Source organism: Actinosynnema sp. CA-299493 (assembly GCF_050946825.1).
Classification (GTDB): domain Bacteria; phylum Actinomycetota; class Actinomycetes; order Mycobacteriales; family Pseudonocardiaceae; genus Actinosynnema.
Window position 1 is genome coordinate 4,081,003 of record NZ_CP191993.1, and the last position, 25,801, is coordinate 4,106,803.

The window sequence follows — 25,801 nt, forward strand, 5'->3', positions numbered from 1 at the left end:
GGGCGCAATTCGGAGTACGCCCGCGCGGAACGGGAACATCGCGAAAGCCGAGGGGCGGGTGATCTTGTGGTGAGCCGGCCCGCTGTCGCACCGACCGGCGCCGACCACGACTGCGCGGTAGGGGTCGTCGGACTGGCCTGCCGGTTGCCGGGGGCGTCGGACCCCCGCGTCTTCTGGGACCTGCTGCGCGCCGGGCGCGACGCCGTGGCCGACGTGCCGCCCGGCCGCTGGCCGGACGCGGAGGAGGTCCTGGGCCGCTACCCGGCCGGGATCCGCCGCGGCGGCTTCCTGGACGACGTCGCCGGGTTCGACGCGGAGTTCTTCGGCATCTCCCCGCGCGAGGCCGCCGTCGTGGACCCGCAGCAGCGGTTGGTGCTGGAACTGGCCTGGGAAGCGCTGGAGGACGCCGGCACGACCCCCGAGGTCGCGGCCGGCCGCGGCGCCGGGGTGGTCATCGGAGCGATGGCCGACGACTACGCCACGCTCACCCGCTCCGCCGCCACCTCCCACACCCTCACCGGTCTGGCCAGGGCGATGCTGGCCAACCGCGTCTCGCACCTGCTCGGCCTGACCGGTCCCAGCCTGACGGTGGACGCGGCGCAGGCCAGTTCGCTGGTCGCGGTGCACCACGCCTGCCGGCTGCTGCGCCGCGGCGAGGCCGACACCGTGCTCACCGGCGGGGTGAACCTGAACCTGACCCCGGTCGGCAGCGCCGTGCTCGCCGAGTTCGGCGCGCTGTCCCCGACCGGTCGCTGCCACACCTTCGACGCCCGCGCGGATGGCTACGTGCGCGGCGAGGGCGGCGTGGTCCTGGTGCTGCGCAGGCTGGCCGACGCGCTGGCCGACGGCGACCGGGTGTACGCGGTGATCGCGGGTGGCGCGGTGAACCACGACGGCGGCGGCGAGGGGCTCACCGTGCCGCGCGCCGACGCGCAGCGCGACGTGATCCGGCTCGCCCACGCCGACGCCGGCGTCACCGCCGCCGACGTCGACTACGTGGAACTGCACGGCACCGGCACCCGCGCGGGCGACCCGGTGGAGGCGGCGGCCCTGGGCGCGGTGTTCGCCGGGAGCGGGCCGCTGGCCGTCGGCTCGGTGAAGACCAACATCGGGCACCTGGAAGGCGCGGCCGGCGCGGCGGGCGTGCTCAAGGCCATCCTCGCGGTTCACCACGGCGAACTGCCGCCGTCGCTGCACTTCGCGAACCCCAACCCGGGCATCGACCTGGACGGTCTGGGCCTGCGGGTCGTCACCGCGCTGGAACCGCTGGCCGGCGGGGTCCGCACCGCGGGCGTGTCCTCCTTCGGCATCGGCGGCACCAACTGCCACGTGGTCGTGCGCAGCGCCCCCGCCGAGAACCCGGCACCCGCCGACACTCCTGCACCCGGCGTCGACCTGCCCGGACCGGTGCCCCTGCCGCTGAGCGCGCGGTCTGCCGAAGCGCTGCGGGAGAGCGCCGCGCGGCTGAGCGCGTACTTGGCCTCCGAAGCCGTGCCGCTGTCCGCGGTGGCCACCACCCTGGCGACCGGCCGCGCGCGTTTCGAGCACCGTGCCGTCGTCCTGGCCGCCGACCGCGACACGGCTGTCCGCGGTCTCACCGCGCTATCCGAGGACCGGCCGGCGCCCTCGGTCGTGCTCGGCCGCGCCGGCGATCCGGGCCGGGTGGTGTTCGTGTTCCCGGGTCAGGGCTCCCAGTGGGTCGGGATGGCTGTGGAGCTGGCGGAGCAGTCGCCGGTGTTCGCGGCGCGGTTGGCGGAGTGCGCCGCCGCGCTCCGGCCGTTCTGCGACTGGTCGTTGGACGACGTCCTGGTTGATCCGCTCGCGCTGGAGCGGGTGGACGTGGTTCAGCCGGTGTTGTTCGCGGTGATGGTGTCGTTGGCGGCGTTGTGGCGGTCGTGGGGGATTGAGCCGGCTGCTGTGGTCGGCCACTCCCAGGGCGAGATCGCGGCGGCGTGTGTCGCCGGTGCGTTGTCGTTGGAAGATGCCGCGCGGGTGGTGGCGTTGCGGTCGCGGGTGCTGCGGAGGTTGGCGGGTCGCGGCGGGATGGTGTCGATCGTCGCCTCCGAGGACGAGGTGCGTGGGTTGATCGCGCCGTTCGGCGAGCGGATCTCGATCGCGGCGGTGAACGGGCCTTCGGCGGTGGTGGTGTCCGGTGAGCCGGGCGCGTTGGACGAGCTGGCCACGGGTGTTCTGCGGGCGAAGCGGATCGCGGTCGACTACGCGTCGCACTCGGCTCAGGTGGAGGAGTTGCGCGAGGAGCTGGCGGAGGTGTTGGCTCCGATCCGGCCGCGTGTCGGTGACGTGCCGTTGTACTCGACGTTGACCGGTGAGGTGGAGGACGGGTCGGGGCTGGACGCCGAGTACTGGTTCCGGAACCTGCGTTCGACCGTGGAGTTCGCCTCGGCGGTGGAGAAGCTGGCGGGTGACGGTTTCGGTGTGTTCGTGGAGTGCTCGCCGCACCCGATCCTGAGCACGTCAGTGCGAGAGCAGGCCGATGTCGTCGCGGTCGGGTCGTTGCGCCGTGACGACGGTGGCCTGGACCGGGTGCTGCTGTCACTGGGCGAGGCCGTGGTGCGCGGTGTCACTCCGAAGTGGACGGACGTGGTCCCGGACGGCGGGCGTGCCGACCTGCCCACCTACCCGTTCCAGCGCAGGCACCACTGGCTCGGTGGCGTTCCACCGATCACCGCCACCGCTCCGCCGCCACCACCGCGGGCGCAGGCCGTCCGCACCGGTCCCGGACCGGGCTTCGTGCTCGCGCACACCGCCGCCGTCCTGGGGCACGAGAACCCGACCGACGTCGACGCCGCCCGCACGTTCCGCGACCTGGGCTTCGACTCGGTGATGCTGGAGGAGCTGCGGAGCAGGCTGGCGGACCGGTCCGGCCGCACCGTGCCGGGCTCCACGCTGTTCGACCACCCCACCCCCGACGCGCTGTCCGCGTGGTGGGCCGATGGTGCCGCACCCGAACCCGTCCGCGCGAAGCCGCGGCGGGCGGACGGGCCGATCGCCGTCGTCGCCATGGCGTGCCGTGCCCCCGGCGGCGTCACGTCGCCGGAGGAGCTGTGGGACCTCGTCGCGGCCGGCGTGGACGCCGTCTCGGGCCCGCCGACCGACCGCGGCTGGGAACGGGCGCTGCCCGGCGGCACCTCCGCCGTGCGGGGCGGGTTCCTGCACGACGCCGCGGGGTTCGACCCGGAGCTGTTCGGCATCTCGCCGCGCGAGGCCGTCGCGATGGACCCGCAGCAGCGGGTGCTGCTGGAACTGGCCTGGGAGGCGTTCGAGCGCGCCGGCATCGACCCCGCCGCCCTCCCCGGGCGCGGCACCGGCGTGTTCATCGGCGCGATCCCGCAGGAGTACGGACCACGGATGCACCGCGCGGGCGACGACACCGCCGGCTACGTGCTGACCGGCACCACCACCAGCGTCGCCTCCGGTCGCATCGCCTACCAGTTCGGCCTGGACGGCCCGGCCATCACCGTGGACACGGCGTGCTCGTCGTCCCTCGTGGCACTGCACCTGGCGTGCCGATCGCTGCGCGACGGCGAGACCGACACCGCCCTCGCCGGCGGCGTGACGGTGATGGGCGCGCCCGGCATGTTCGCGGAGTTCGCCCGGCAGGGCGGGCTGGCACCGGACGGGCGCTGCAAGTCCTTCGCCGCGACCGCCGACGGCACCGGCTGGGCCGAGGGCGCCGGACTGCTCGTCCTGCGCCGGCTGTCCGACGCGCGGCGCGACGGTGACCCGGTGCTCGCGGTGATCCGCGGCAGCGCGGTCAACCAGGACGGCGCGTCGAACGGGCTGACCGCGCCCAGCGGCCTGGCCCAGCAGCGGGTGATCCGGGCCGCGCTCGCGGACGCGGGGCTGGAACCGTCGGACGTGGACGCGGTCGAGGCGCACGGCACCGGCACCAGGCTGGGCGACCCGGTCGAGGCGCAGGCGCTGCTGGCGACCTACGGCGCGGACCGACCCGCCGACCGGCCGTTGGCGCTGGGCTCGCTGAAGTCCAACATCGGGCACGCCCAAGCCGCGGCGGGCGTGCTCGGCGTGATCAAGGTCGTGCAGGCGATGCGGCACGGCGTGCTGCCCAAGACCCTGCACGTGGACGAGCCGACCCCGCACGTGGACTGGTCGGGCTCGGTGGAGCTGTTGACCGAGGCGCGACCGTGGGCGGGCGAGGGTCCGCGGCGTGCCGCGGTGTCGTCGTTCGGGATCAGCGGCACCAACGCGCACCTCGTCCTGGAACACGCCGTCGAAGCCCCCGTCGAAACTGTCCGGAACCCGGACCGGTTCGCGGTGTGGCCGTTGAGCGGGCACAACGAGGCGGCCTTGCGGGCACAGGCGTCCCGCCTGCGGTCCGCGCTCGACTCCTCGGCGGATCCGCACGCCGTGGCCCGGTCGTTGTCCGTCCGCGCCACGCTGGACCACCGGGCCGTCGTGGTGGGGACGACGATCGACGAACTGCTCGACAGCCTGACCGCCGTGAGCGAGAGCCGTCACGGTGCTGTGGTCCGTGGTGGGACGGCGTTCCTGTTCACGGGTCAGGGTTCGCAGCGGGTGGGGATGGGTCGTGGTTTGGCGGCGTCGTTCCCGGTTTTTGCTGATGCGTGGGGTGAGGTGTTGTCGTACTTCCCGGCTTCGGTGCGGGAGGTGCTGACCTCGGATGATGCACGGATTGACGAGACGGAGTTCGCTCAGCCCGGTCTGTTCGCGGTCGAGGTGGCGTTGTCGCGGTTGTTCGCCTCGTGGGGCGTGACGCCGGATGTGGTGGCGGGTCACTCGGTCGGTGAGGTCGTGGCTGCTCACATCGCGGGTGTGTTGTCATTGGAGGACGCGTGTCGTGTGGTGGTGGCGCGTGGTGCGTTGATGCAGGTGCTGCCCGCGGGTGGGGCGATGGTCGCGGTCGAGGCGTCGGAAGACGAGATCACCTTGACCAGGGGTGTGTCGTTGGCTGCGGTGAACGGGCCTCGTTCGGTGGTGTTGTCCGGTGATGAGGAGCCGGTGCTGGCGTTGGCGGCGGGGTTCGCTGCGCGGGGTCGTCGGACGAAGCGGTTGACGGTGAGTCACGCGTTCCACTCGGCGCGGATGGACGCGATGCTGGACGAGTTCCGGGCCGTTGTGTCGTCGGTGTCGTTCGCCGAGCCTCAGGTGACCTTTGTGTCGACTGTGGATGGTGGTTCGGTCGCGGACCCGGAGTATTGGGTTCGGAATGTGCGGCAGACGGTCCGGTTCGCGGACGCCGTGGCGGAGTTGCCGGATCAGGGTGTGGTGCGCTGCGTCGAGGTCGGGCCGGACGCGGTGTTGACCGCGTTGGTGCCGGACCTGCCGTGTTTCCCGGTTTTGCGCGCTGATCGGGATGAGGCGGTCACGGCTGTCTCCGCTCTGGGTTCCGTGTACGCCACGGGCGGCGTGGTGGACTGGTCGAGCATGCACGAGGGCGGCCGGATCGCGGACCTGCCGACCTACGCCTTCCAGCGCACGCACCACTGGCTCGCCCCCGACGACGCCCCGACCGCCGCTCGTCCCCGCGAAGACCTGGTCTACCGGGTGCGCTGGGCGCACCACCCCGATCCGGACACCGCCACCGCCAACGGCAGGTGGCTCGTCGTGGTCCCGGATGAGGTGGTCCACCCGGCGGCCGGAGGACTGCCTGCCGCGCTGGTCCACCGCGGCATCGACGCCGTGGTGCTCGCAGTGCCCGCCGCGGCCGGGCGCTCCGAGCTGGTCGACCTGCTCCGCCCGCACCTCGCCTCCGCCACGGCCGTGTTGTCCTTCCTGGCCCTGGACGAGCGCACACCCCCGACATCCGGCGTGCTGGCGCTGTTCCAGGCGTTGCAGGACCTCGACGCGGCGGTGCCGACCTGGCTGCTCACGTCGGGCGCGGTCGGCACGGACCCCGTCGACCCGCCGCGGTCACCCGCGCAGGCGGCCGTGTGGGGACTGGGTCGGGTGGCCAGGCTGGAGTCACCGCACCTGTGGGGCGGCCTGCTCGACCTGCCCGACGTGGTGGACGACGCCGTGCTGGACCGGGTGTGCCGGGTGCTGACCGCGCCGGGGCAGGAGGACCAGTACGCGGTCCGGGCACCCGGGACGCGGGTTCGGCGGCTGGTGCGCGCCGACCTCCCGGCCGGGGACTTCCGCCCGCGCGGCACGACCCTGATCACCGGTGGCACCGGGGCGCTGGGCGCCGCGGTGGCCCGTGACCTCGCGGACCGGGGCGCGGAACACCTGCTGCTCGTCGGCCGGCGCGGCCCGCTGGCTCCCGGTGCCGCCGACCTCGCCGCCGACCTGGAACGCCGGGGCGCGCGGGTCACCGTGGCCGCTTGCGACGTCGCCGACCGGGCCGCGCTGGCCGAGTTGCTGGCCGGCGTGCCGGTCGACCTGCCGCTGCACGCGGTGTTCCACGCCGCCGGGGTGGTGCAGGACGCCACCGTCGCCGAGTCGTCCCCGCAGGCCCTGGCCGTGATGGACAGGGTGAAGGCCGAGGCCGCGCACGCGCTGCACGACCTCACTCGCGACCTTCCGCTGACCGCGTTCGTGCTGTTCTCCTCAATCGTCGGCGTCACGGGCAACCCCGGCCAGGCCGGCTACGCCGCCGCGAACGCCGCCCTGGACGCCCTGGCCGAGTGCAGGCGGGCCGAAGGGCTGCCGGTGACCGCCGTGGCGTGGGGGCCATGGGCGGGTGCGGGCATGGCGGATGGGGTGTCCGACGGCCTCACCCGGCGCGGGCTGCGTCCGCTTGACCCGGCCGTCGCCGTGGCAGCGCTGCACGACGCGGTGGCGTCGGCCGAACCCGCCGTGGTCATCGCGGACGTGGACTGGTCCCGGTTCGCCTCTGTGCTGCGCGCCCCGCGTCCGTCCGGCCTTCTCGACGCGATCGTCCCGGCCGAGCCGGCGGCGGTTGCCGACACCCCGATCCGCGCGGACGCACCCGCCGCCGAGCGCCGCCGGGCCGCCTTGGCGCTGGTCCGCGCGCACGCCGCCGCCGTGCTCGGCCACACCACCCCGAACGCGGTGCGCCCGGACACGGCCTTCCGCGACCTGGGGTTCGACTCGCTGGCCTCGGTGGAGCTGCGCAACGCGCTCGGCGCGGCCATCGGCCACCGGCTCCCGGCCGGCGTCCTGTTCGACCACCCGACGCCCCGCGCGCTTGCCGAGCGGGTCGAGCGGCTCGTCTTCGGCGACGCCGCACCGGTCACCGAGGAGCGCGCCCGACCGGTCGAGGAGCCGATCGCCCTGGTCGGCATGGCGTGCAGGCTGCCCGGCGGTGTGCGGACCCCCGACGAACTGTGGGACCTGGTGGCGCGCGGTGGTGAGGCGATCAGCGGTCTGCCGACCTCGCGCGGGTGGGACCTCGACGCCCTGCGCGCGGCGGGAGTGGTGGACCGGGGCGGCTTCCTGCACGACGCCGACCGGTTCGACGCGGCGTTCTTCGGCATCTCGCCGCGCGAGGCGTTGGCGATGGACCCGCAGCAGCGGCTGCTGCTGGAGACGTCCTGGGAGGCGGTGGAACGCGCGGGACTGGACCCGCATGCGTTGCGGGGCACCGGGACCGGCGTGTTCGTCGGCGCTTCGCACCAGGAGTACGGGCCACGGCTGGATGCGGCAGGGGAGAACGTCGCCGGACACCTGCTCACCGGCGGGCACACCAGCGTCGCGTCGGGCCGCATCGCTTACGCGCTGGGTCTGGAAGGTCCGGCGTTGACGGTGGACACGGCGTGCTCGTCGTCGTTGGTCGCCCTGCACTTGGCGGCCCAGGCGCTGCGCTCGGGTCAGTGCGACCTCGCCCTGGCCGGTGGCGTCACCGTGATGGCCTCACCCGGTGTGTTCGTGGAGTTCGGCAGGCAGCGTGCGATGTCGCGGGACGGCCGCTGCCGGTCGTTCGCCGCGTCGGCGGACGGCACGGGCTGGGCCGAGGGCGTGGGTGTGGTGGTGCTGGAGCGGTTGTCGGACGCCCGGCGCAACGGTCATGGGGTGTTGGCGGTGGTGCGTGGTTCGGCGGTGAACTCGGATGGCGCGTCGAACGGGTTGACGGCTCCGAGTGGTCCGGCTCAGCAGCGGGTGATCCGGGCCGCGTTGGCGGATGCGGGCTTGGCTCCGTCCGATGTGGATGTGGTGGAGGCTCACGGCACGGGGACGACTCTGGGTGACCCGATCGAGGCCGAGGCGTTGCTGGAAGTGTACGGGCGGGACCGCGACGAGCCGTTGTGGTTGGGGTCGTTGAAGTCGAACATCGGGCACACCCAGGCCGCGGCAGGTGTCGCGGGTGTGATCAAGATGGTGTTGGCGATGGAGCACGGCGTGCTGCCCGGGACCCTGCACGTGGACGAGCCGACGCCGCACGTGGACTGGTCGGCGGGTTCGGTGGAGCTGTTGACCGAGTCCCGGCCGTGGACGGGTGGCGGCCCGCGGCGTGCCGGGGTGTCGTCGTTCGGCATCAGCGGTACCAACGCCCACGTCATCCTGGAGCAGGCCGATGCCGAACCGGCTGTCCCCGAACCGGCCGGTGCGGGGGAGCGGGCCGGGCTGACCGCGTGGCCGCTGTCGGCCAAGGACGAGGACGGGCTCCGGCGGCGGGCCACCGCGCTGGCCGACTGGCTCGCAGGGCCGGGCGACGCGGCGACGCCAGGCGCTGTCGCTCGAGCGCTGGCCGGTCGGACCGCGTTCGACCACCGGGTGGTCCTGCTTGGCCGTGACCGCGTGGAACTCGCCGCCGCGGCGCGCGCTCTGGGCGACGGCGTCGACGACCCGACCCCGCCGCGCGGTCGGGCGGCCGACGGCGGGCTGGCGCTGCTGTTCCCGGGTCAGGGCGGCCAGCGGTGGAACACCGGGCGCGAGCTGCACGGCGCCGAGCCCGCCTTCGCCGCCGCGTTCGACGAGGTCACCTCCGCCCTGGACCCGCTGCTGGACCGACCGCTGCGCGACGTGCTGTGGGCCGACGAGGGCTCACCCGCCGTCGGGCTGCTGGACCGCACCGAGTACGCCCAGCCGGCGTTGTTCGCCGTCGAGGTCGCCCTGTTCCGGCTCCTGCACGCCCGCGGGGTGCGCCCGGACCTGCTGCTCGGCCACTCGGTCGGCGAGCTGGCCGCCGCGCACGTGGCCGGTGTGCTGTCCCTGCCCGACGCCGCCGCGCTGGTCGCCGCGCGCGGCAGGCTGATGGGATCCCTGCCCGCCGGCGGCGCGATGGTGGCCGTTGCCGCGTCCGAGGACGAGGTGCGACCGCTGCTCGACGAGGGGGTGTCGATCGCCGCGGTCAACGGCCCCCGCTCGGTCGTGCTCTCCGGTGACGCCGACGCGGTGGACCGGCTCGCCGGGCGGTGGCGCGACCGGGGTGTGCGCACCACGCGCCTGCGGGTCAGCCACGCCTTCCACTCAGCGCACGTGGACCCGGTGCTCGAAGAGTTCCGGGTGGTGGCGGAGAAGCTGTCCTACTCCGCGCCGCTGCTGCGCGTCGTCTCGAACGTGACCGGTCGGATCGCCACCGACGAGGAGCTGACCTCGCCGGAGTACTGGGTCCGGCACGTGCGGGCCGCGGTGCGGTTCCACGACAGCGTCGTCACCGCCCTGCGGGACGGCGCGGACGCGTTCCTCGAACTGGGCGCCGGCGGCGCGCTCACCGCGATGGTCGCCGAGTGCCTGGGTGACGAGCCGCGTCCCCGACCGGTGGTGGCCGTGCCGCTGCTGGGCCGGTCCTCGCCCGAGGCCGACGCGGTCACCGCAGCACTGGCCCGGCTGCACGTCCACGGCCGGGCGCCGGCGCCCGTGCCCGGCGGTGCGGGCGGGCGCCTGGACCTGCCGACCTACCCGTTCCGGTCCGAGTCGTTCTGGCTCACCGCGCCCGCCGCGGGCGGCTCGAACGGCCACCCGCTGCTGCACGGCGAGACGACCCTGGCGGGCACCGGGGACCTGCTGCTGACCGGCGCCGTGTCCACGGCCGCGCAACCGTGGCTGGCCGGGCACGTCGTCGGCGGCCGGGTGCTGCTGCCGGGCACGGCCCTGCTCGACCTGGTCTGGCACGCCGCCGGCCGCGCGGGCGGGCACCGGGTGGACGAGCTGACCCTGACCGCGCCGCTGGTCGTGCCCGAGGGCGAGGAAGTGGCCCTGCAGGTGCGGGTGGAGCCGCCCGCCGAGGACGGTTCCCGCGCGGTGTCCGTGCACGCCCGCCGGGCCGGCGGCGCGTGGACCGCCACCGCCACCGGACGCCTCGCCGAGGACACCGGGCCCGAGCCGGAGCCCGCCGCCGCGCAGTGGCCCCCGGCGGGAGCCGACCTGGTCGACGCCGCCGCCCTCTACGACCGGTTCGCCGACAACGGGCTGGACTACGGGCCGGCCTTCCAGGGCCTGCGCGGTGTGTGGCGGCACGGCACGGCGCTGCACGCCGAGGTCGTGGCACCCGACGACCTGGTGGGCGCCGCCGGCGCCGCGCCGCACCCGGCCTTGCTGGACACGGCGCTGCACCCGGTGGGCCTGGGCACGCTCGACGGCGACCGGGGCAGCGGCCTGCTGCCGTTCTCCTTCGCCGGCGCCCGCCTGCACGGCCCCTTCACCGGCACGCCGCTGCGGGTCGCGCTGGAGCCGGTCGGGCCGCTGACCGTCGCGGTCACGCTCACCGACGACACCGGTCGGCTGCTGGCTTCGATCGACCGCCTGGCGCTGCGGCCGGTCACCCCGGAACTCCTGCGCGCCGCCCGACCGGCCGTCGACTCCCTGCACCGCCTCGACTGGAAGCCCCTGGACGACCGGGCCGCACCCGACCGGGACGCGCGGTTCGTCCTCGTCGGCCACGATCGGGAGGTGCGCGTGGGCGCGCTGCCCACCGCCGAGGAGGTGCACGCCCTCGCCGCCGACACCCTCGCCCGGATGCACGGTTTCCTCGCCGACCCCGGCACCGCCGACCGGACCATGGTCGTGGTCACCAGGGGCGCGGTCGCCGTGCGGGACGACGAGGACGTCACCGACCTGGCCGGCGCGGCGCTGACCGGTCTGGTGCGCTCGGCGTGCGCCGAGCACCCCGGTCGGTTCGCCCTGGCCGACGTGCCCGCCGCCGACGACCTCGACGCCCTCGCGGGCGCGCTGGCCGCCGGTGAGCCGGAGGTCGCGCTGCGCTCCGGCCGGGCGTTCGCGCCTCGACTGGCGCGCGTGACCCCGGACGAACGCGCCGGGACGCTCCCCGCCCTCGACCCCGACGGCACCGTGCTGATCACCGGCGGCACCGGTTCCCTGGGCGCCCACCTGGCCCGGCACCTGGTGACCGGGCACGGCGTGCGGAACCTGCTGCTGGCCGGCCGGCGCGGAGCCGAAGCGCCGGGAGCGGAGCGGCTCGCCGCCGAGCTGGCGGCCCTGGGCGCCCGGGTCGAGTTCGCCGCCGGTGACGTGGCCGACCCCGCCTGGTGCGCCGACCTGCTCGCCGCCGTCCCCGACGACCGCCCGCTCACCGCCGTGGTGCACGCCGCAGGCGTCTTGGACGACGGCGTGCTGACGGGCCTGACCCCCGAGCGGCTCACCGCCGTGCTGCGGCCCAAGGTCGACGCGGCCCTGACCCTGCACCGGCTCACCGCCGACCTGGACCTCGCCGCGTTCGTGCTCTTCACCGCCGCCGCCGGCGTCTTCGGCACGGCGGGACAGGCCAACTACGCGGCGGCCAACACCGCCCTGGACGCCCTGGCACGGCACCGCGCGGCCCGCGGCCTGCCCGCGACCGCCCTGGCGTGGGGGCTGTGGGCCGACGCGGGCGGCATGACCGGGCACCTGGCCGACGTGGACGTGGCCCGGTTGGGCAGGCTCGGCATCCGACCCCTGGCCGTCGAGGACGGGCTCGCGCTGTTCGACGCGGCCCTGCGCACGGGTCGACCCGCGCTGGTGCCGGTCGAGCTCGACCTCGTCGCGCTGCGCGAGGCCGATGGCGTGCCCCGGCTGCTCGCCGGGCTCGTCCCCGTACGGCGGACGGCACCGAGCGGTCCACGCGCGACACCCGACCTGGCGGCCCGCGTCGCCACGATGACGCCCGCGGAACGGGAGCGCGAGCTGCTCGCCCTGGTTCGCGGCAGGGTCGCCGCGGTGCTCGGGCACACCTCGGCGCTGAAGGTCGACCCCGACGCCGCGTTCACCGATCTCGGGTTCGACTCGCTGGCCTCGGTCGAGCTGCGCAACCAGCTCGCCGCCGCCACCGGGCTGCAGTTGACCGCCACGCTGGTCTTCGAGCACCCGACGCCCGTCGCGCTGGCCACCGGCCTGGCCACCCGCCTGGGCGACGCCGCGACGCCGTCCCCGCGACCGTCCCCGACCGGGTCGACGCCGGTCGGCGGGGTGCAGTCGCACCTCGACGGGCTGCGCCAGGCGCTGGCCGCCGCCCACCCCGCCGACCGCGCCGGCCTCACCGCCCGGCTGCGGGAGCTGCTGACCGACTGGGCCGGACCGGACGACCCGCCGGAGGTGCCGGACGAGGACGTGGCGGCCGCCTCCGACGACGAGCTGTTCGACCTGATCGACAAGGAGTTCGGCGACTAGTGGAGCGCACATCCCCCATCCGGCCGATCAGAGCAGGTGACCTCGCGTGACCACCGAGCAGAAGCTGCGCGACTACCTGAAGAAGGTCACCACCGACCTGCGCCAGACCCGACGTCGCCTGCAGGAGGTGGAGGCGGGCGCGACCGAGCCGATCGCGATCATCGGCATGGCCTGCCGCTACCCCGGTGGTGTGCGCTCACCGGAGGACCTGTGGCGGCTGGTCGCCGACGGCCGCGACGCGGTGTCGCCGTTCCCCGACGACCGGGGCTGGCCCGCCGACCTGCACGACCCCACCGGCCGCACCCCGGGCACCTCCCTGACCGGCGAGGGCGGGTTCCTGCACGACGCGGCCGAGTTCGACGCCGACCTGTTCGGGATCAGCCCGCGCGAGGCGCTGGCGATGGACCCGCAGCAGCGGCTGCTGCTGGAGGTGGCGTGGGAGGCGTTCGAGCGGGCGGGGATGGACCCGCGCGGCCGGCGCGGCAGCCGCACCGGCGTGTTCACCGGTGTGATGTACCACGACTACGCCTCCCGGCTCGACGGCGTGCCCGAGCACCTCGAAGGCTTCATCGCGAACGGCAGCGCGGGCAGCATCGTCTCCGGCCGCATCGCCTACACCTTCGGGCTGGAAGGCCCGGCGGTCACCGTGGACACCGCCTGCTCCTCCTCGCTGGTCGGCCTGCACTGGGCGATGCGGTCGCTGCGCGCGGGTGAGTGCTCGCTCGCCCTCGCGGGCGGGGTCACCGTCATGTCCACCCCGCACACGTTCGTGGAATTCTCCCGGCAGCAGGGCCTGGCGCTCGACGGCCGCTGCAAGTCGTTCGCCGAGTCCGCGGACGGCACCGGCTGGGCCGAGGGCGCAGGCCTGCTGCTGGTGGAGCGCCTGTCCGACGCGGTCCGCAACGGTCACCAGGTGCTGGCGGTGGTGCGCGGCTCCGCGGTGAACCAGGACGGCGCGTCGAACGGGTTGACCGCTCCGAGTGGTCCGGCGCAGCAGAAGGTGATTCGGGCCGCGTTGGCGGACGCGGGCTTGGCCCCGTCCGATGTGGACGTCGTGGAGGCGCACGGCACGGGTACGACGTTGGGTGACCCGATCGAGGCCCAGGCGTTGTTGGCGACCTACGGCCAGGAGCGCGAGACCCCGTTGTGGTTGGGGTCGGTGAAGTCGAACATCGGGCACACCCAGGCCGCCGCCGGCGTCGCCGGGATCATCAAGGTCGTCATGGCGATGCGGCACGGCCTGCTGCCGCGCACGCTCCACGTGGACGAGCCCTCCTCGCACGTGCCCTGGTCCACCGGCGCGGTGTCGCTGCTGACCGAACCGGTCACCTGGGCGGCGGGCGAACACCCGCGCCGGGCGGGCGTGTCGTCGTTCGGCGTCAGCGGCACCAACGCCCACGTCCTCATCGAGGAAGCCCCCGAACCCGCGCCGGAGCCCGCTTCGCACACCGCACCCGCCGGCCCGGTGGCGTGGCCGCTGGGCGGGCACTCGCCCGAGGCCCTGCGCGCCCAAGCCGACCGGCTGCGCTCGTACCTGGCCGACCGCCCGGACCTCTCCGCCACCAACGTGGCGTTCTCGCTGGGCACGGCCAGGGCCGCGCTCGGCCACCGCGCCGTCGTGGTCGGTTCCTCCCGCGAGGAGTTGCTGGCGGGCTTGGCGGCCGTCGACAGCCAGGGTGCTGTGGTTCGTGGTGGGACGGCGTTCCTGTTCACGGGTCAGGGTTCGCAGCGGGTGGGGATGGGTCGTGGTTTGGCGGCGTCGTTCCCGGTTTTTGCTGATGCGTGGGGTGAGGTGTTGTCGCACTTCCCGGCTTCGGTGCGGGAGGTCTTGTCTTCGGATGACGTGCGGATTGACGAGACGGAGTTCGCTCAGCCGGGTTTGTTCGCGGTTGAGGTGGCGTTGTCGCGGTTGTTCGCGTCGTGGGGTGTGCGGCCGGATGTGGTGGTGGGTCATTCGGTCGGGGAGATCGCCGCTGCTCACGTCGCGGGTGTGTTCTCGTTGGAGGATGCGTGTCGTGTGGTGGTGGCGCGTGGTGCGTTGATGCAGGCGTTGCCTACCGGTGGAGTGATGGTCGCCGTGGAGGCGTCCGAGGATGAGATCACCTTGCCCGAGGGTGTGTCGTTGGCTGCGGTGAACGGGCCTCGTTCGGTCGTGTTGTCCGGTGATGAGGAGCCGGTGCTCGCGTTGGCTCAGGGCCGGCGGAGCAAGCGGCTCACGGTGAGTCACGCGTTCCACTCGGCGCGGATGGACGTGATGCTGGACGAGTTCCGGGCCGTTGTGGCGTCGGTGTCGTTCGCCGAGCCTCAGGTGACCTTTGTGTCGACTGTGGATGGCGGTTCGGTCGCTGATCCCGAGTACTGGGTGCGCAATGTGCGGCAGACGGTCCGGTTCGCGGACGCCGTGGCGGAGTTGCCGGATCAGGGTGTGGTGCGCTGCGTCGAGGTCGGGCCGGACGCGGTGTTGACCGCGTTGGTGCCGGACCTGCCGTGTGCTCCCGCCCTGCGCGCCGACCGCGACGAGCCGACGTCGGTGATCACCGCCCTGGCGTCTGTGCACGTCCACGGCGGGTCGGTGGACTGGCAGGCCCTGAACCCCGGTGCGCGGACCGTGGAACTGCCCACCTACGCGTTCCAGCGGCGGAGGTACTGGCTCGACGCCGACCGCGCCCCCGCCGGCGACCCGGCGGAGGTCGAGTTCTGGGCCGCCGTCGAACGCGAGGACGCCGAGGCGTTCGCGGCGACCCTCGACCTGAACCCGGACACCGCCGGACACGTCCTGCCCGCGTTGGCGGCCTGGCGCCGCACGGGCCGGGACCGCGCCGCGACCGACGCCCTGCGCTACCGCGTCACGTGGTCGCCGACGTCCGGTGGTCGAGCCACGGCTCTGCCCGCGCACTGCTTCGTCGTGGCCGCCCCCGGTGACGTGCGGGCCGACGCGCTGGTCGCGCTCGGTGCCACGGCGGTCCCGGAACCGTCCGACCTGCCGCCGGGTGCGACCGTGCTGTCCCTGCTTCCCGACGCGGCGTCGACCCTGGAACTCGTCCGGTCGCTGGTGGGTGCCGACGTCCGGCTGTGGTGCCTCACCACCGGCGCAGTCCACCCGGCGACCGACCTCGACGCGGCGGGCGTGTGGGGCTTGGGCCGGGTCGTCGGGCTGGAGCACCCCGACCTGTGGGGCGGGGCGATCGACCTGCCCGCGGACCCGGACGCGACGACCTGGGAACGGGTCTGCGCCGTGCTCGCGGGCGATGAGGACGCCGTCGCGGTCCGCCACTCGGGGGTGCACCTGCGCCGGCTCGTCCCGGCGGCGGTGCGGCCCGGTGGCCGGCCGTGGACGCCGCGCGGGACCGTGCTCGTCACCGGCGGCACGGGCGCGCTCGGAGCCCAGGTCGCCCGGTGGGCCGCCGGCCAAGGCGCCCGTGACATCGTCCTGACCAGCAGGCGGGGGCCGGACGCGCCGGGTGTCGACGCGCTCGTGACCGACCTGGCCGGGCTCGGCGCGACCGCCACCGTCGTGGCCTGCGACGTGGCCGACCGCGACCGGCTCGCGGCGCTGCTGGCCGAACACCCGGTGGACGCCGTCTTCCACACCGCTGGCGTGGCCCGCGACCTCCCGCTGGTCCGGACCGGCGCCGACGAACTGGCCGACGTGCTGCGCGCCAAGACCACCGGCGCGCTGCTGCTGGACGAGCTGCTGCGCGAGTGTGACCTGAGCGCTTTCGTGCTGTTCTCCTCCGTCGCGGGGGTGTGGGGCAGCGGCGACCTCGGCGCGTACGCCGCGGCGAACGCCGGGTTGGACGCCCTGGCGGAACAGCGCCGCGCGCGGGGCGCGGTGGCGCTGTCGGTCGCGTGGGGTCCGTGGGACGAGGTCGGGATGGCCGCCGGTGACGCGGCGGATGGCCTGCGCCGTCGCGGCCTGCGCCCGCTCGCACCCGGGATCGCGCTGGCGGCCCTGGGCACCGCGCTCGCCAACGACGACACCTCCGTGGTCGTCGCCGACGTCGACTGGGACCGGTTCACGCCCGCGTTCACCGCCACCCGCCCGAGCTCGCTGCTCGACAGCATTCCCGCGGTGCGTGACGCCCGGCGTGCCACGTCGGCACCCGCCGCGCGACCCGACCTGGGCGACCTGACCCCTGAGGACGCCCGCGAGCGGCTGACCGGGCTGGTGCTCGACCGCGTCGCCACCGTCCTGGGCCACGAGCCGGACGCGCTCCTCGACCGGGGGAGGGCCTTCCGGGACCTCGGGGTCGACTCGCTGACCGCCGTCGAGCTGCGCAACGCCCTGAGCGCGGCCACCGGCCTGAGCCTGCCCGCCGGGCTGGTGTTCGACCACCCCACCCCGGACGAGCTGATCGCCTTCCTGGTCGGGGAGCTGACCGGCGCGGGCCGGGTGGCTCCCGCGCGGACCACCCGCGCGGACGCGGACGACGACCCGATCGCCATCGTCGGCATGGGCTGCCGCTTCCCCGGCGGCGTCGACACCCCCGACGCGCTGTGGGACCTGCTGGTCGCGGGCGGCGACGCCGTGCGGCCCTTCCCCGCCGACCGCGGCTGGGACCTCGCCGCGCTCATCGACCCCGACCCGTCCCGACCCGGCACCACCTACGCCCACGAGGGCGCGTTCCTCGACGACGCCTCGGCGTTCGACGCGGACTTCTTCGGCATCTCGCCGCGCGAGGCCGTCGCGATGGACCCGCAGCAGCGAGTGCTGCTGGAGGTGTCGTGGGAGGCGCTGGAGCGGGCCGGTATCGACCCGGTGTCGTTGCGAGGCAGCGACACGGGGGTGTTCGCGGGCACCAACGGCCAGGACTACGCCTCCGTGGTCGAGCACGCGGCCGAGCGCCCGGACGGCTACCTGGGCACCGGCAGCGCGGCCAGCGTGATGTCGGGTCGGGTGTCCTACGCGCTGGGCCTCGGAGGTCCGGCGTTGACGGTGGACACGGCGTGCTCCTCGTCGCTGGTCGCGCTGCACCTCGCGGTGCGGGCGCTGCGGGCGGGGGAGTGCTCGCTCGCGCTCGCGGGCGGCGTCACGATCATGGCGACCCCCATCGCGTTCACCGAGTTCGCCCGGCAGCGCGGCCTGGCCGCCGACGGCCGGTGCAAGGCCTTCGCCGACGCCGCGGACGGCACCGGGTGGGGTGAGGGCGCGGGGATGCTCGTGCTGGAGCGGTTGTCGGACGCGGTTCGCAACGGCCACCCGGTGTTGGCGGTCGTGCGCGGTTCCGCGGTGAACCAGGACGGCGCGTCGAACGGCCTGACCGCGCCCAACGGGCCGGCGCAGCAGCGGGTCATCCGCGCCGCGCTCGCCGATGCGGGGCTGGAGCCGTCGGACGTGGACGTGGTGGAGGCGCACGGCACCGGCACCACCCTGGGTGATCCGATCGAGGCGCAGGCGCTGATCGCGACCTACGGGCAGGACCGCGAACGGCCGTTGCTGCTGGGGTCGGTGAAGTCGAACATCGGCCACACGCAGGCCGCTGCGGGCGTCGCGGGCGTGATCAAGGCAGTGCTGGCGATGCGGCACGGCGTGCTGCCCAAGACCCTGCACGCCGACGTGCCCTCGTCCCGGGTGGAGTGGTCGTCCGGTGCCGTGGCGCTGGTGGGCGAGAACACGCCGTTCGCCGACGTGGACCGGCCGCGCCGGGTCGCGGTGTCGTCGTTCGGGTTCAGCGGCACCAACGCGCACGCCGTGCTGGAGCAGGTCGCGGTGCCGGTCGAGCCGTCGCGCCCGGGTCACCCGGCGCCGGCTGTGTGGGCGCTGTCCGGCCGCACGGCCGAAGCGGTGCGCGACCAGGCCGCCCGGCTGGCCCGGTTCGTCGAGGACCGGCCCGACCTGGTCCCCGGTGACGTCGGCCTGTCCCTGGCGACCACCCGTTCGGCGTTCGAGCACCGGGTGACCGTCGTCGCGCCGATGCTTGCCGAAGCCGTGGTCGAACTGCGTGCGGTGCCGAACCGCCTGGTGACCGTCGCGCGCTCCGGTGGGACGGCGTTCCTGTTCACGGGTCAGGGTTCGCAGCGGGTGGGGATGGGTCGTGGTCTGGCGGCGTCGTTCCCGGTGTTCGCCGAGGCGTGGGCTGAGGTGTTGTCGTACTTCCCGGCGGAGGTGCGGGAGGTCTTGTCCTCCGATGACGATCGGATCGACCAGACCGCTTTCGCTCAGCCTGGTTTGTTCGCGGTCGAGGTGGCGTTGTCGCGGTTGTTCGCGTCGTGGGGTGTGCGGCCGGATGTGGTGGTGGGGCATTCGGTCGGGGAGATTGCCGCTGCTCACATCGCGGGTGTGTTCTCCCTGGAGGATGCGTGTCGTGTGGTGGTGGCGCGTGGTGCGTTGATGCAGGCGTTGCCTACCGGTGGAGTGATGGTCGCCGTGGAGGCGTCCGAGGATGAGATCACCTTGCCCGAGGGTGTGTCGTTGGCTGCGGTGAACGGTCCGCGTTCGGTCGTGTTGTCCGGTGATGAGGAGCCGGTGCTCGCGTTGGCTCAGGGCCGGCGGAGCAAGCGGCTCACGGTGAGTCACGCGTTCCACTCGGCTCGGATGGACGCGATGCTGGACGACTTCCGCGCTGTCGTGGCATCGGTGTCGTTCGCGGAACCGAGCGTCACCTTCGTGTCCACTGTGGATGACGGGTCGGTCGCGGACCCCGAGTACTGGGTTCGGAATGTGCGTCAGGCGGTGCGGTTCGCTGACGCTGTCGCGCGGTTGCAGGGTGTGGCGCGGTGTGTGGAGATCGGGCCGGACGCGGTGTTGACCGCGTTGGTGCCGGACCTGCCGTGCGCTCCCGCCCTGCGCGCCGACCGGGACGAGACCGTCACGGTCCTCACCGCCGTGGGCACCGTCCACGCCACCGGGGGCGCGGTGGACTGGCAGGCCCTGCACCCCGGCGCGCGGACCGTGGAACTGCCCACCTACGCGTTCCAGCACCAGCGGTACTGGCTCGACACCGGCCGCGCTCCCGCGCACGACCCGGTCGACGCCGGGTTGTGGGACGTCGTGGCGCGTGGTGACGCCGCCGCGTTCGCGGCCGACCTCGACGTGGACCTGGCCGCCGCCGAACGAGTCCTGCCCGCGCTCGCCGCGTGGCGGCGTGATCGCGGTGAGGCTTCGGCGGCGGACGGCTGGCGCTACGGCTCCGTGTGGCGTCCCGCCGATGCCGTCGCAGCCGCCTCGGAGCTGCCGGGGCGCTGGTTGGTGATCGGCGGCGGTGAGCCGCTGCGCACGGCGTTCCCCGGCGTCGAGTCGATCGAGGTCGGCGCGGACCTGGCGGATCGGCTGCGCGGGCGTGCGGTCGACGGGGTGCTGCTCGACGCGACCGGGAGTGGACCCGACCTGCTGCTGCGCGTCGTGCGAGCGCTGTCCGACGCCGGAGTGGACGCCCCGCTGTGGTGCCTGACGCACGCGGCAGTGGCCGCCGACCCGACCGACCCGCCGGTGGACCCCGACCAGGCCGCCGTGTGGGGTTTCGGCCGGGTGGCGGCGTTGGAGCTGCCCGAGCGCTGGGGCGGGTTGGTCGACCTGCCCGCGCAACCGGACGCCCGCACCTGGCGCGGGGTGCGCGCGGTGCTCTCGTCCGGGAACGCCGACCAGGTCGCCGTGCGCCGGGGCACGGTTCTGGAGCACCGGCTGGTGCCGCTGGCCGCCGCGCGCGCCGGGTCGATCCGGTCCGGCGCCACGGTGCTGATCACCGGCGGCACCGGCGGACTGGGCGCAGCCGTCGCCCGTCGGGTGGCCGTGGCCGGCGCTGCCCGCGTGGTGCTGGTCAGCCGCCGCGGCCCCGACGCGCCGGGTGCCGCCGCGCTGCTGGGCGAACTGCGGGAGCTGGGAGCCGACGCGGTGGTCCGCGCCGCCGACGTCACCGATCGGGAGGCGGTGTCGGCGCTGCTGGCGGAGTTCCCGCCGGACGTGCTGGTGCACGCGGCCGGCGCCGGTGGTCGGCTCACCCCGATCGCCGACCTGTCCGACGAGGAGCTGGGCGAGGTGCTGCGCGCCAAGGTGGCCGGCGCGGTGTTGTTGGATGAGCTGCTGGGCGAGCGGGAGTTGGACGCGTTCGTGCTGTTCTCCTCCATCGCCGGGATCTGGGGCAGTGGACGCCAGGCCGCCTACTCCGCGGCGAACGCGGCGCTCGACGGGCTCGCCCGGTCCCGGCGCACCCGCGGCCTGACCGCGACCGCCGTCGCCTGGGGACCGTGGGACGGCGTCGGCATGGCGGTCGACGCGGACGTGCTCACCGGGCTGCGCAGGCACGGTTTGCGCCCGCTGGACCCCGACCGCGCCGCCGCCGCCCTGCTGCGCGAACTCGGCTCCCGGGAGCCGGTCGTCGTCCTGGCCGACGTCGACTGGGCGGTGTTCCACCCGGCGTTCACCGCGCGCCGCCCCGCGCCGCTGTTCGCGGAGATCCCCGCCGTCGCCGCGCTCACCCCCGTGCCGACCGCGGAGGTGCGGACCGACCTGTCCGAGGCGGAGGCCGTGCGGCTGGTGCGCACCCTGGCCGCCGAGGTGCTCGGCCACCGCGACGTGCACGCCGTGCAGACCGATCGGGCCTTCCGCGACCTGGGCTTCGACTCGCTCACCGCGGTCGAGCTGCGCGACCGGCTCGGTGCGGCCACCGGTGTGGCGCTGCCCGCCGCCGTGGTGTTCGACGAGCCGACACCCCGGCGGTTGGCCCGGCTGCTGGTCGGCGACCGCGGCGGCGACGACGTGCGGGCGGTCGCGGGCGCGCCCGCCGACGACCCGGTCGTGATCGTCGGCCTGGCCTGCCGCTACCCCGGTGACGTGCGCTCGCCGGAAGACCTGTGGCGACTGGTCGTGTCCGGGACCGACGCGGTGTCCCCGCTGCCGGTCGACCGGGACTGGCCGACGGACCTGCACCACCCCGACCCCGACCACCGGGGCTCCTCCTACGCCGGCGAGGGCGGCTTCCTGGCGGGCGCCGCCGGGTTCGACCCCGAGCTGTTCGGGATCAGCCCGCGCGAGGCGCTGGCGATGGACCCGCAGCACCGACACCTGCTGGAAGTCTCCTGGGAGGCGCTGGAACGGGCCGGGATCGACCCGCACGCGCTGCGCGGGAGCCGCACCGGCGTGTTCACCGGCACCAACCCCAACGACTACACCACCGTGCTGGCGCAGGCGGTCGAGGACGTCGGCGGCTACCTGGGCACCGGCAACGCGCCCAGTGTCGCGTCGGGCCGGATCGCCTACGCGCTGGGTCTGGAAGGTCCGGCGTTGACGGTGGACACGGCGTGCTCGTCGTCGTTGGTCGCGATGCACCTGGCGACCAGGGCGCTGCGCTCCGGGGAGTGCGACCTGGCCCTGGCCGGTGCCGCGGTCGTCATGTCGACGCCGAGCGTGTTCATCGAGTTCAGCAGGCAGCGTGCGATGTCGCGGGACGGCCGCTGCCGGTCGTTCGCCGCGTCGGCGGACGGCACCGGCTGGGCCGAGGGCGTGGGGATGGTGGTGCTGGAGCGCCTGTCCGACGCGGTCCGCAACGGTCATCGGGTGCTGGCGGTGGTGCGGGGTTCGGCGGTGAACTCGGATGGCGCGTCGAACGGGTTGACGGCTCCGAGTGGTCCGGCGCAGCAGCGGGTGATCCGGGCCGCGTTGGCGGATGCGGGCTTGGCTCCGTCCGATGTGGACGTCGTGGAGGCGCACGGCACGGGGACCACGTTGGGTGACCCGATCGAGGCGCAGGCGTTGTTGGCGACTTACGGCCAGAACCGTTCGACGCCGCTGTGGTTGGGGTCGTTGAAGTCGAACATCGGGCACGCGCAAGCCGCGGCGGGCGTCGCGGGTGTGATCAAGATGGTGTTGGCGATGGAGCACGGCGTGCTGCCGGGGACCCTGCACGTGGACGAGCCGACGCCGCACGTGGACTGGTCGTCGGGTTCGGTGGAGCTGTTGACCGAGGCCCGGCCGTGGACGGGTGGCGGCCCGCGGCGTGCGGGGGTGTCGTCGTTCGGGATCAGCGGCACCAATGCCCACGTCATCCTTGAGCAGGCACCGAACCCTGAGGTCATCACGCCCGCGCCGCCATCGGGGACGGCGTTCCCGGTGCACGCGCTGCCGCTGTCCGCCGCCGGTCCCGCCGCCCTGCGCGCGACCGCCGCGCGACTGGCCGAGTCCCTGCCCGACGACCTCTCCGGCGTCGCGCACGCCCTGGCCACCACCCGTGCGGGGCTCGGGCACCGCGCGGTCGTCCTCGGTGCCGACCGGGCGGAGCTGCTGGCCGCCCTGACCGCGTTCGGCGCGGGTGAGCCCACTGCCGACGTCGTGCACGGCGGACCGGCCGCGGACGGCGACCTGGCCCTGCTGTTCCCCGGTCAAGGGGCGCAGCGGCCCGGCGCGGGGCGCGACCTGGCACGCGCGCACCCGGCGTTCGGCGTCGCGCTGGACGAGGTCTGCGCCCACCTGGACCGCCACCTGGACCGCCCGCTGCGGGACGTGCTGTTCGACGCCGGGTCCGACCTGCTGCACGACACCGCCTACGCCCAGCCGGGGCTGTTCGCCCTGGAGGTGGCGCTGTTCCGGCTCCTGCACGACCAGGGCGTGCGGCCCGCGGTGCTGTTGGGTCACTCGATCGGGGAACTGGCCGCCGCGCACGTCGCCGGTGTGCTGTCCCTGCCCGACGCCGCCGCGCTGGTCGCCGCGCGCGGCCGGTTGATGCAGTCGCTGCCCACCGGCGGCGCCATGCTCGCCGTCGAGGCGGAAGAGGCCCGGGTGCGCGAGGCGCTCGCCGGCCACGACCCCGCCGCGGTGGACGTCGCCGCGGTCAACGGACCGTCCTCGGTGGTCGTCTCCGGCACGGCCGAGGTCGTCGACGCGCTCGCCGCCGGGTTCGGCGCGCTGGGCGTGCGCACCCGTCGCCTGCGGGTCAGCCACGCCTTCCACTCGCCGCTGGTCGATCCCGTGCTGGAGGAGTTCCGCGCCGTGGTCGCCGGGATCACCCTGCACGAGCCGCGGCTGCCGGTGATCTCCGACGTCACCGGCCGGCCCGCCGCTCCCGGTGAGCTGACCGACCCGGAGTACTGGGTGCGCCACGTCCGCCACGCCGTCCGGTTCGCCGACGGCGTCCGCGCGGCGGCCGACCTCGGCGCCACCCGCTTCCTGGAGGTCGGACCCGGAGCGGTGCTCACCGCGATGGCCCGCGCCGCGCTCGGCGACGACCACCCCGGCACGGCCTTCGCGCCCCTGCTGAGGCCCGGGTCCGACGAACCGCGATCGGTGGTCGCCGCGCTGGCGGCGGTGCACGTCGCGGGCGAGCCCGTCGACTGGGCCGCGTTCGCCGGGACCACCGCGAGCCGGGTCGAGCTGCCGACCTACCCGTTCCAGCACGTCCGCTACTGGCCGACCAGGCGCCCGGCCGGCGACCCGGCCGACGAGGCGTTCTGGGCGGCGGTCACCGGCGGCGACGCCCACGCGCTGGTCCGCGAACTGGACCTGCCCGCCACCGTCGACCTCTCGGCGTTGCGCTCGGTGCTGCCCGCCCTGGCCGGGTGGCGTCGCGCGCGCACCCCGGCCGCGGACCGGTGCTACGACGTCGAGTGGCACCCCGTCACCCCCGGCGCCGGCCCGCAGGGGCACTGGCTGGTGCTCGGTGACCCGGACGGGTCCGGCCCGCTGCGCGAGGCCCTGACCGACCGGGGCGTGCGGGTCAGCACCGATGCCGGTGCGGGCGGGCGCTTCGACGGCGTGGTCGCGGTGTCGGTGCCCGACGAGGCGCACGTCCTGGCCCTGCTGCGGTCCGGCGTCGAGGGCCCGCTGTGGTGCCTGACCGGGGGAGTGGACGACCAGGCAGCCGCCGGTGTCCACGCTCTGGGCCGGGTGGCCGCGCTGGAGCAGCCGCACCGGTGGGGCGGGGTCGTCGAGCTGGCCGCCGAACCGGACTGGGCGGCGGTGTGCTCGGTCCTGGGCGGGGTCGAGGACCAGGTCACCGTGTCCGGCGACCAGGTGTCGGCCCGGCGGCTGGTGCGCGTCGCGCCCGGCTCCGGGGTGTGGCGACCCCGTGGGACCGTGCTCGTCACCGGCGGCACGGGCGCGCTCGGCGGCCACGTCGCGCGCAGGCTCGCCGCCGACGGCGTCGAGCACCTGGTGCTGGTCGGCAGGCGCGGACCGGACGCTCCGGGCGCCGAGCGGCTGCGAGGCGAACTGGAGAAGCTGGGCGCACGGGTGAGCCTGGTCGCGTGCGACGTCACCGACCGGGACGCGCTGGCCGCCGTGCTGGCCGAACACCTGGTGGACGCCGTCGTGCACGCCGCGGGCGTCGCGCGGCTCGCGCCGCTGGCGGACCTGTCCGACGGGGAGCTGGCCGAGGTTCTCGGCGCCAAGGTGACCGGTGCGGTGTTGTTGGACGAGCTGCTGGGCGACCGGGAGTTGGACGCGTTCGTGCTGTTCTCCTCCATCGCCGGGATCTGGGGCAGCGGCGAGCACGGCGCGTACGCCGCGGCCAACGCCCGGCTCGACGCCCTGGCCCGGCGTCGCGCCCGGTCCGGGAAGGCGGCCACCGCCATCGCCTGGGGCCCGTGGGCCGGAGGCGGGATGGCGGGCTCCGCCGAGGTGGCCGACGGGTTGCGCCGCCGGGGCCTGACCCCGCTCGACCCGGCCGACGCGGTCGAGGCGATGCTGCGCGCGGTCGCCGGCGACCGCACCTGCGTCACGGTCGCGGACGTCGCGTGGCCGGTGTTCGCGCCACCGTTCACGGCGGCCCGCCCCAGCCCGCTGCTCACCGCGTTCCTGCCCGCGGCCGACACCGCCGCCGTACCCGCCGGGGAACGGGACGACGAGCGGGAGCAGCTCCTCGAACGGCTGGCCGCGCTGGACGCCGTCGACCGCAAGCGGGCGCTGCTCGACGTCGTGCGCGCCGAGGCCGCGAAGGTGCTCGGCCACACCTCGGTGGCCGCGGTGGAGAGTCGCCGCGGCTTCCTGGAGCTCGGCTTCGACTCGCTGACCGCGGTCGAGTTCCGCGCGGCGCTGGCGGCCCGCACCGGGCTGGCGCTGCCGCTGACGCTCGTGTTCGACCACCCCACGCCCGACGCGCTCGCCGAGCACCTGATGGGGGAGGTCGGCGGCGAAGACCCGCTTGCCGAGCTGGCCCGCCTGGAGGCAGGGCTGGCGCGGGTGCCGGACGCGGTCGGGTTCGCGGCCCGGCTGCGCGAACTCGCGGACCGCCTCGCGCCCGCACCGGCCCGATCCGCCCCGGCGGACGGTCCGGCGCTGGACGAGGTCAGCGCCGACGAGCTGTTCGACCTGATCCAGACCGAGTTCGGCAAGTCCTGACGATGCGGGCACACGGCGAGATCGAGG

General features: G+C 75.0%; 2 protein-coding genes. Both read left to right on the forward strand.

Translation table 11 applies throughout. The features are described from left to right. Nucleotides 1-69 precede the first annotated feature (69 nt). A complete protein-coding gene (locus tag ACQPYE_RS17620) occupies nt 70-12,507 on the forward strand; it encodes an SDR family NAD(P)-dependent oxidoreductase (protein ID WP_498722420.1) in 12,438 nt (4,145 codons plus the stop codon). Between the two features lie 46 nt (nt 12,508-12,553). Beyond that, nucleotides 12,554-25,774: a type I polyketide synthase gene (locus ACQPYE_RS17625; RefSeq protein WP_498722421.1), complete on the forward strand. Its 13,221-nt coding sequence runs from the start codon at nt 12,554-12,556 to the stop codon at nt 25,772-25,774. Nucleotides 25,775-25,801 lie beyond the last annotated feature (27 nt).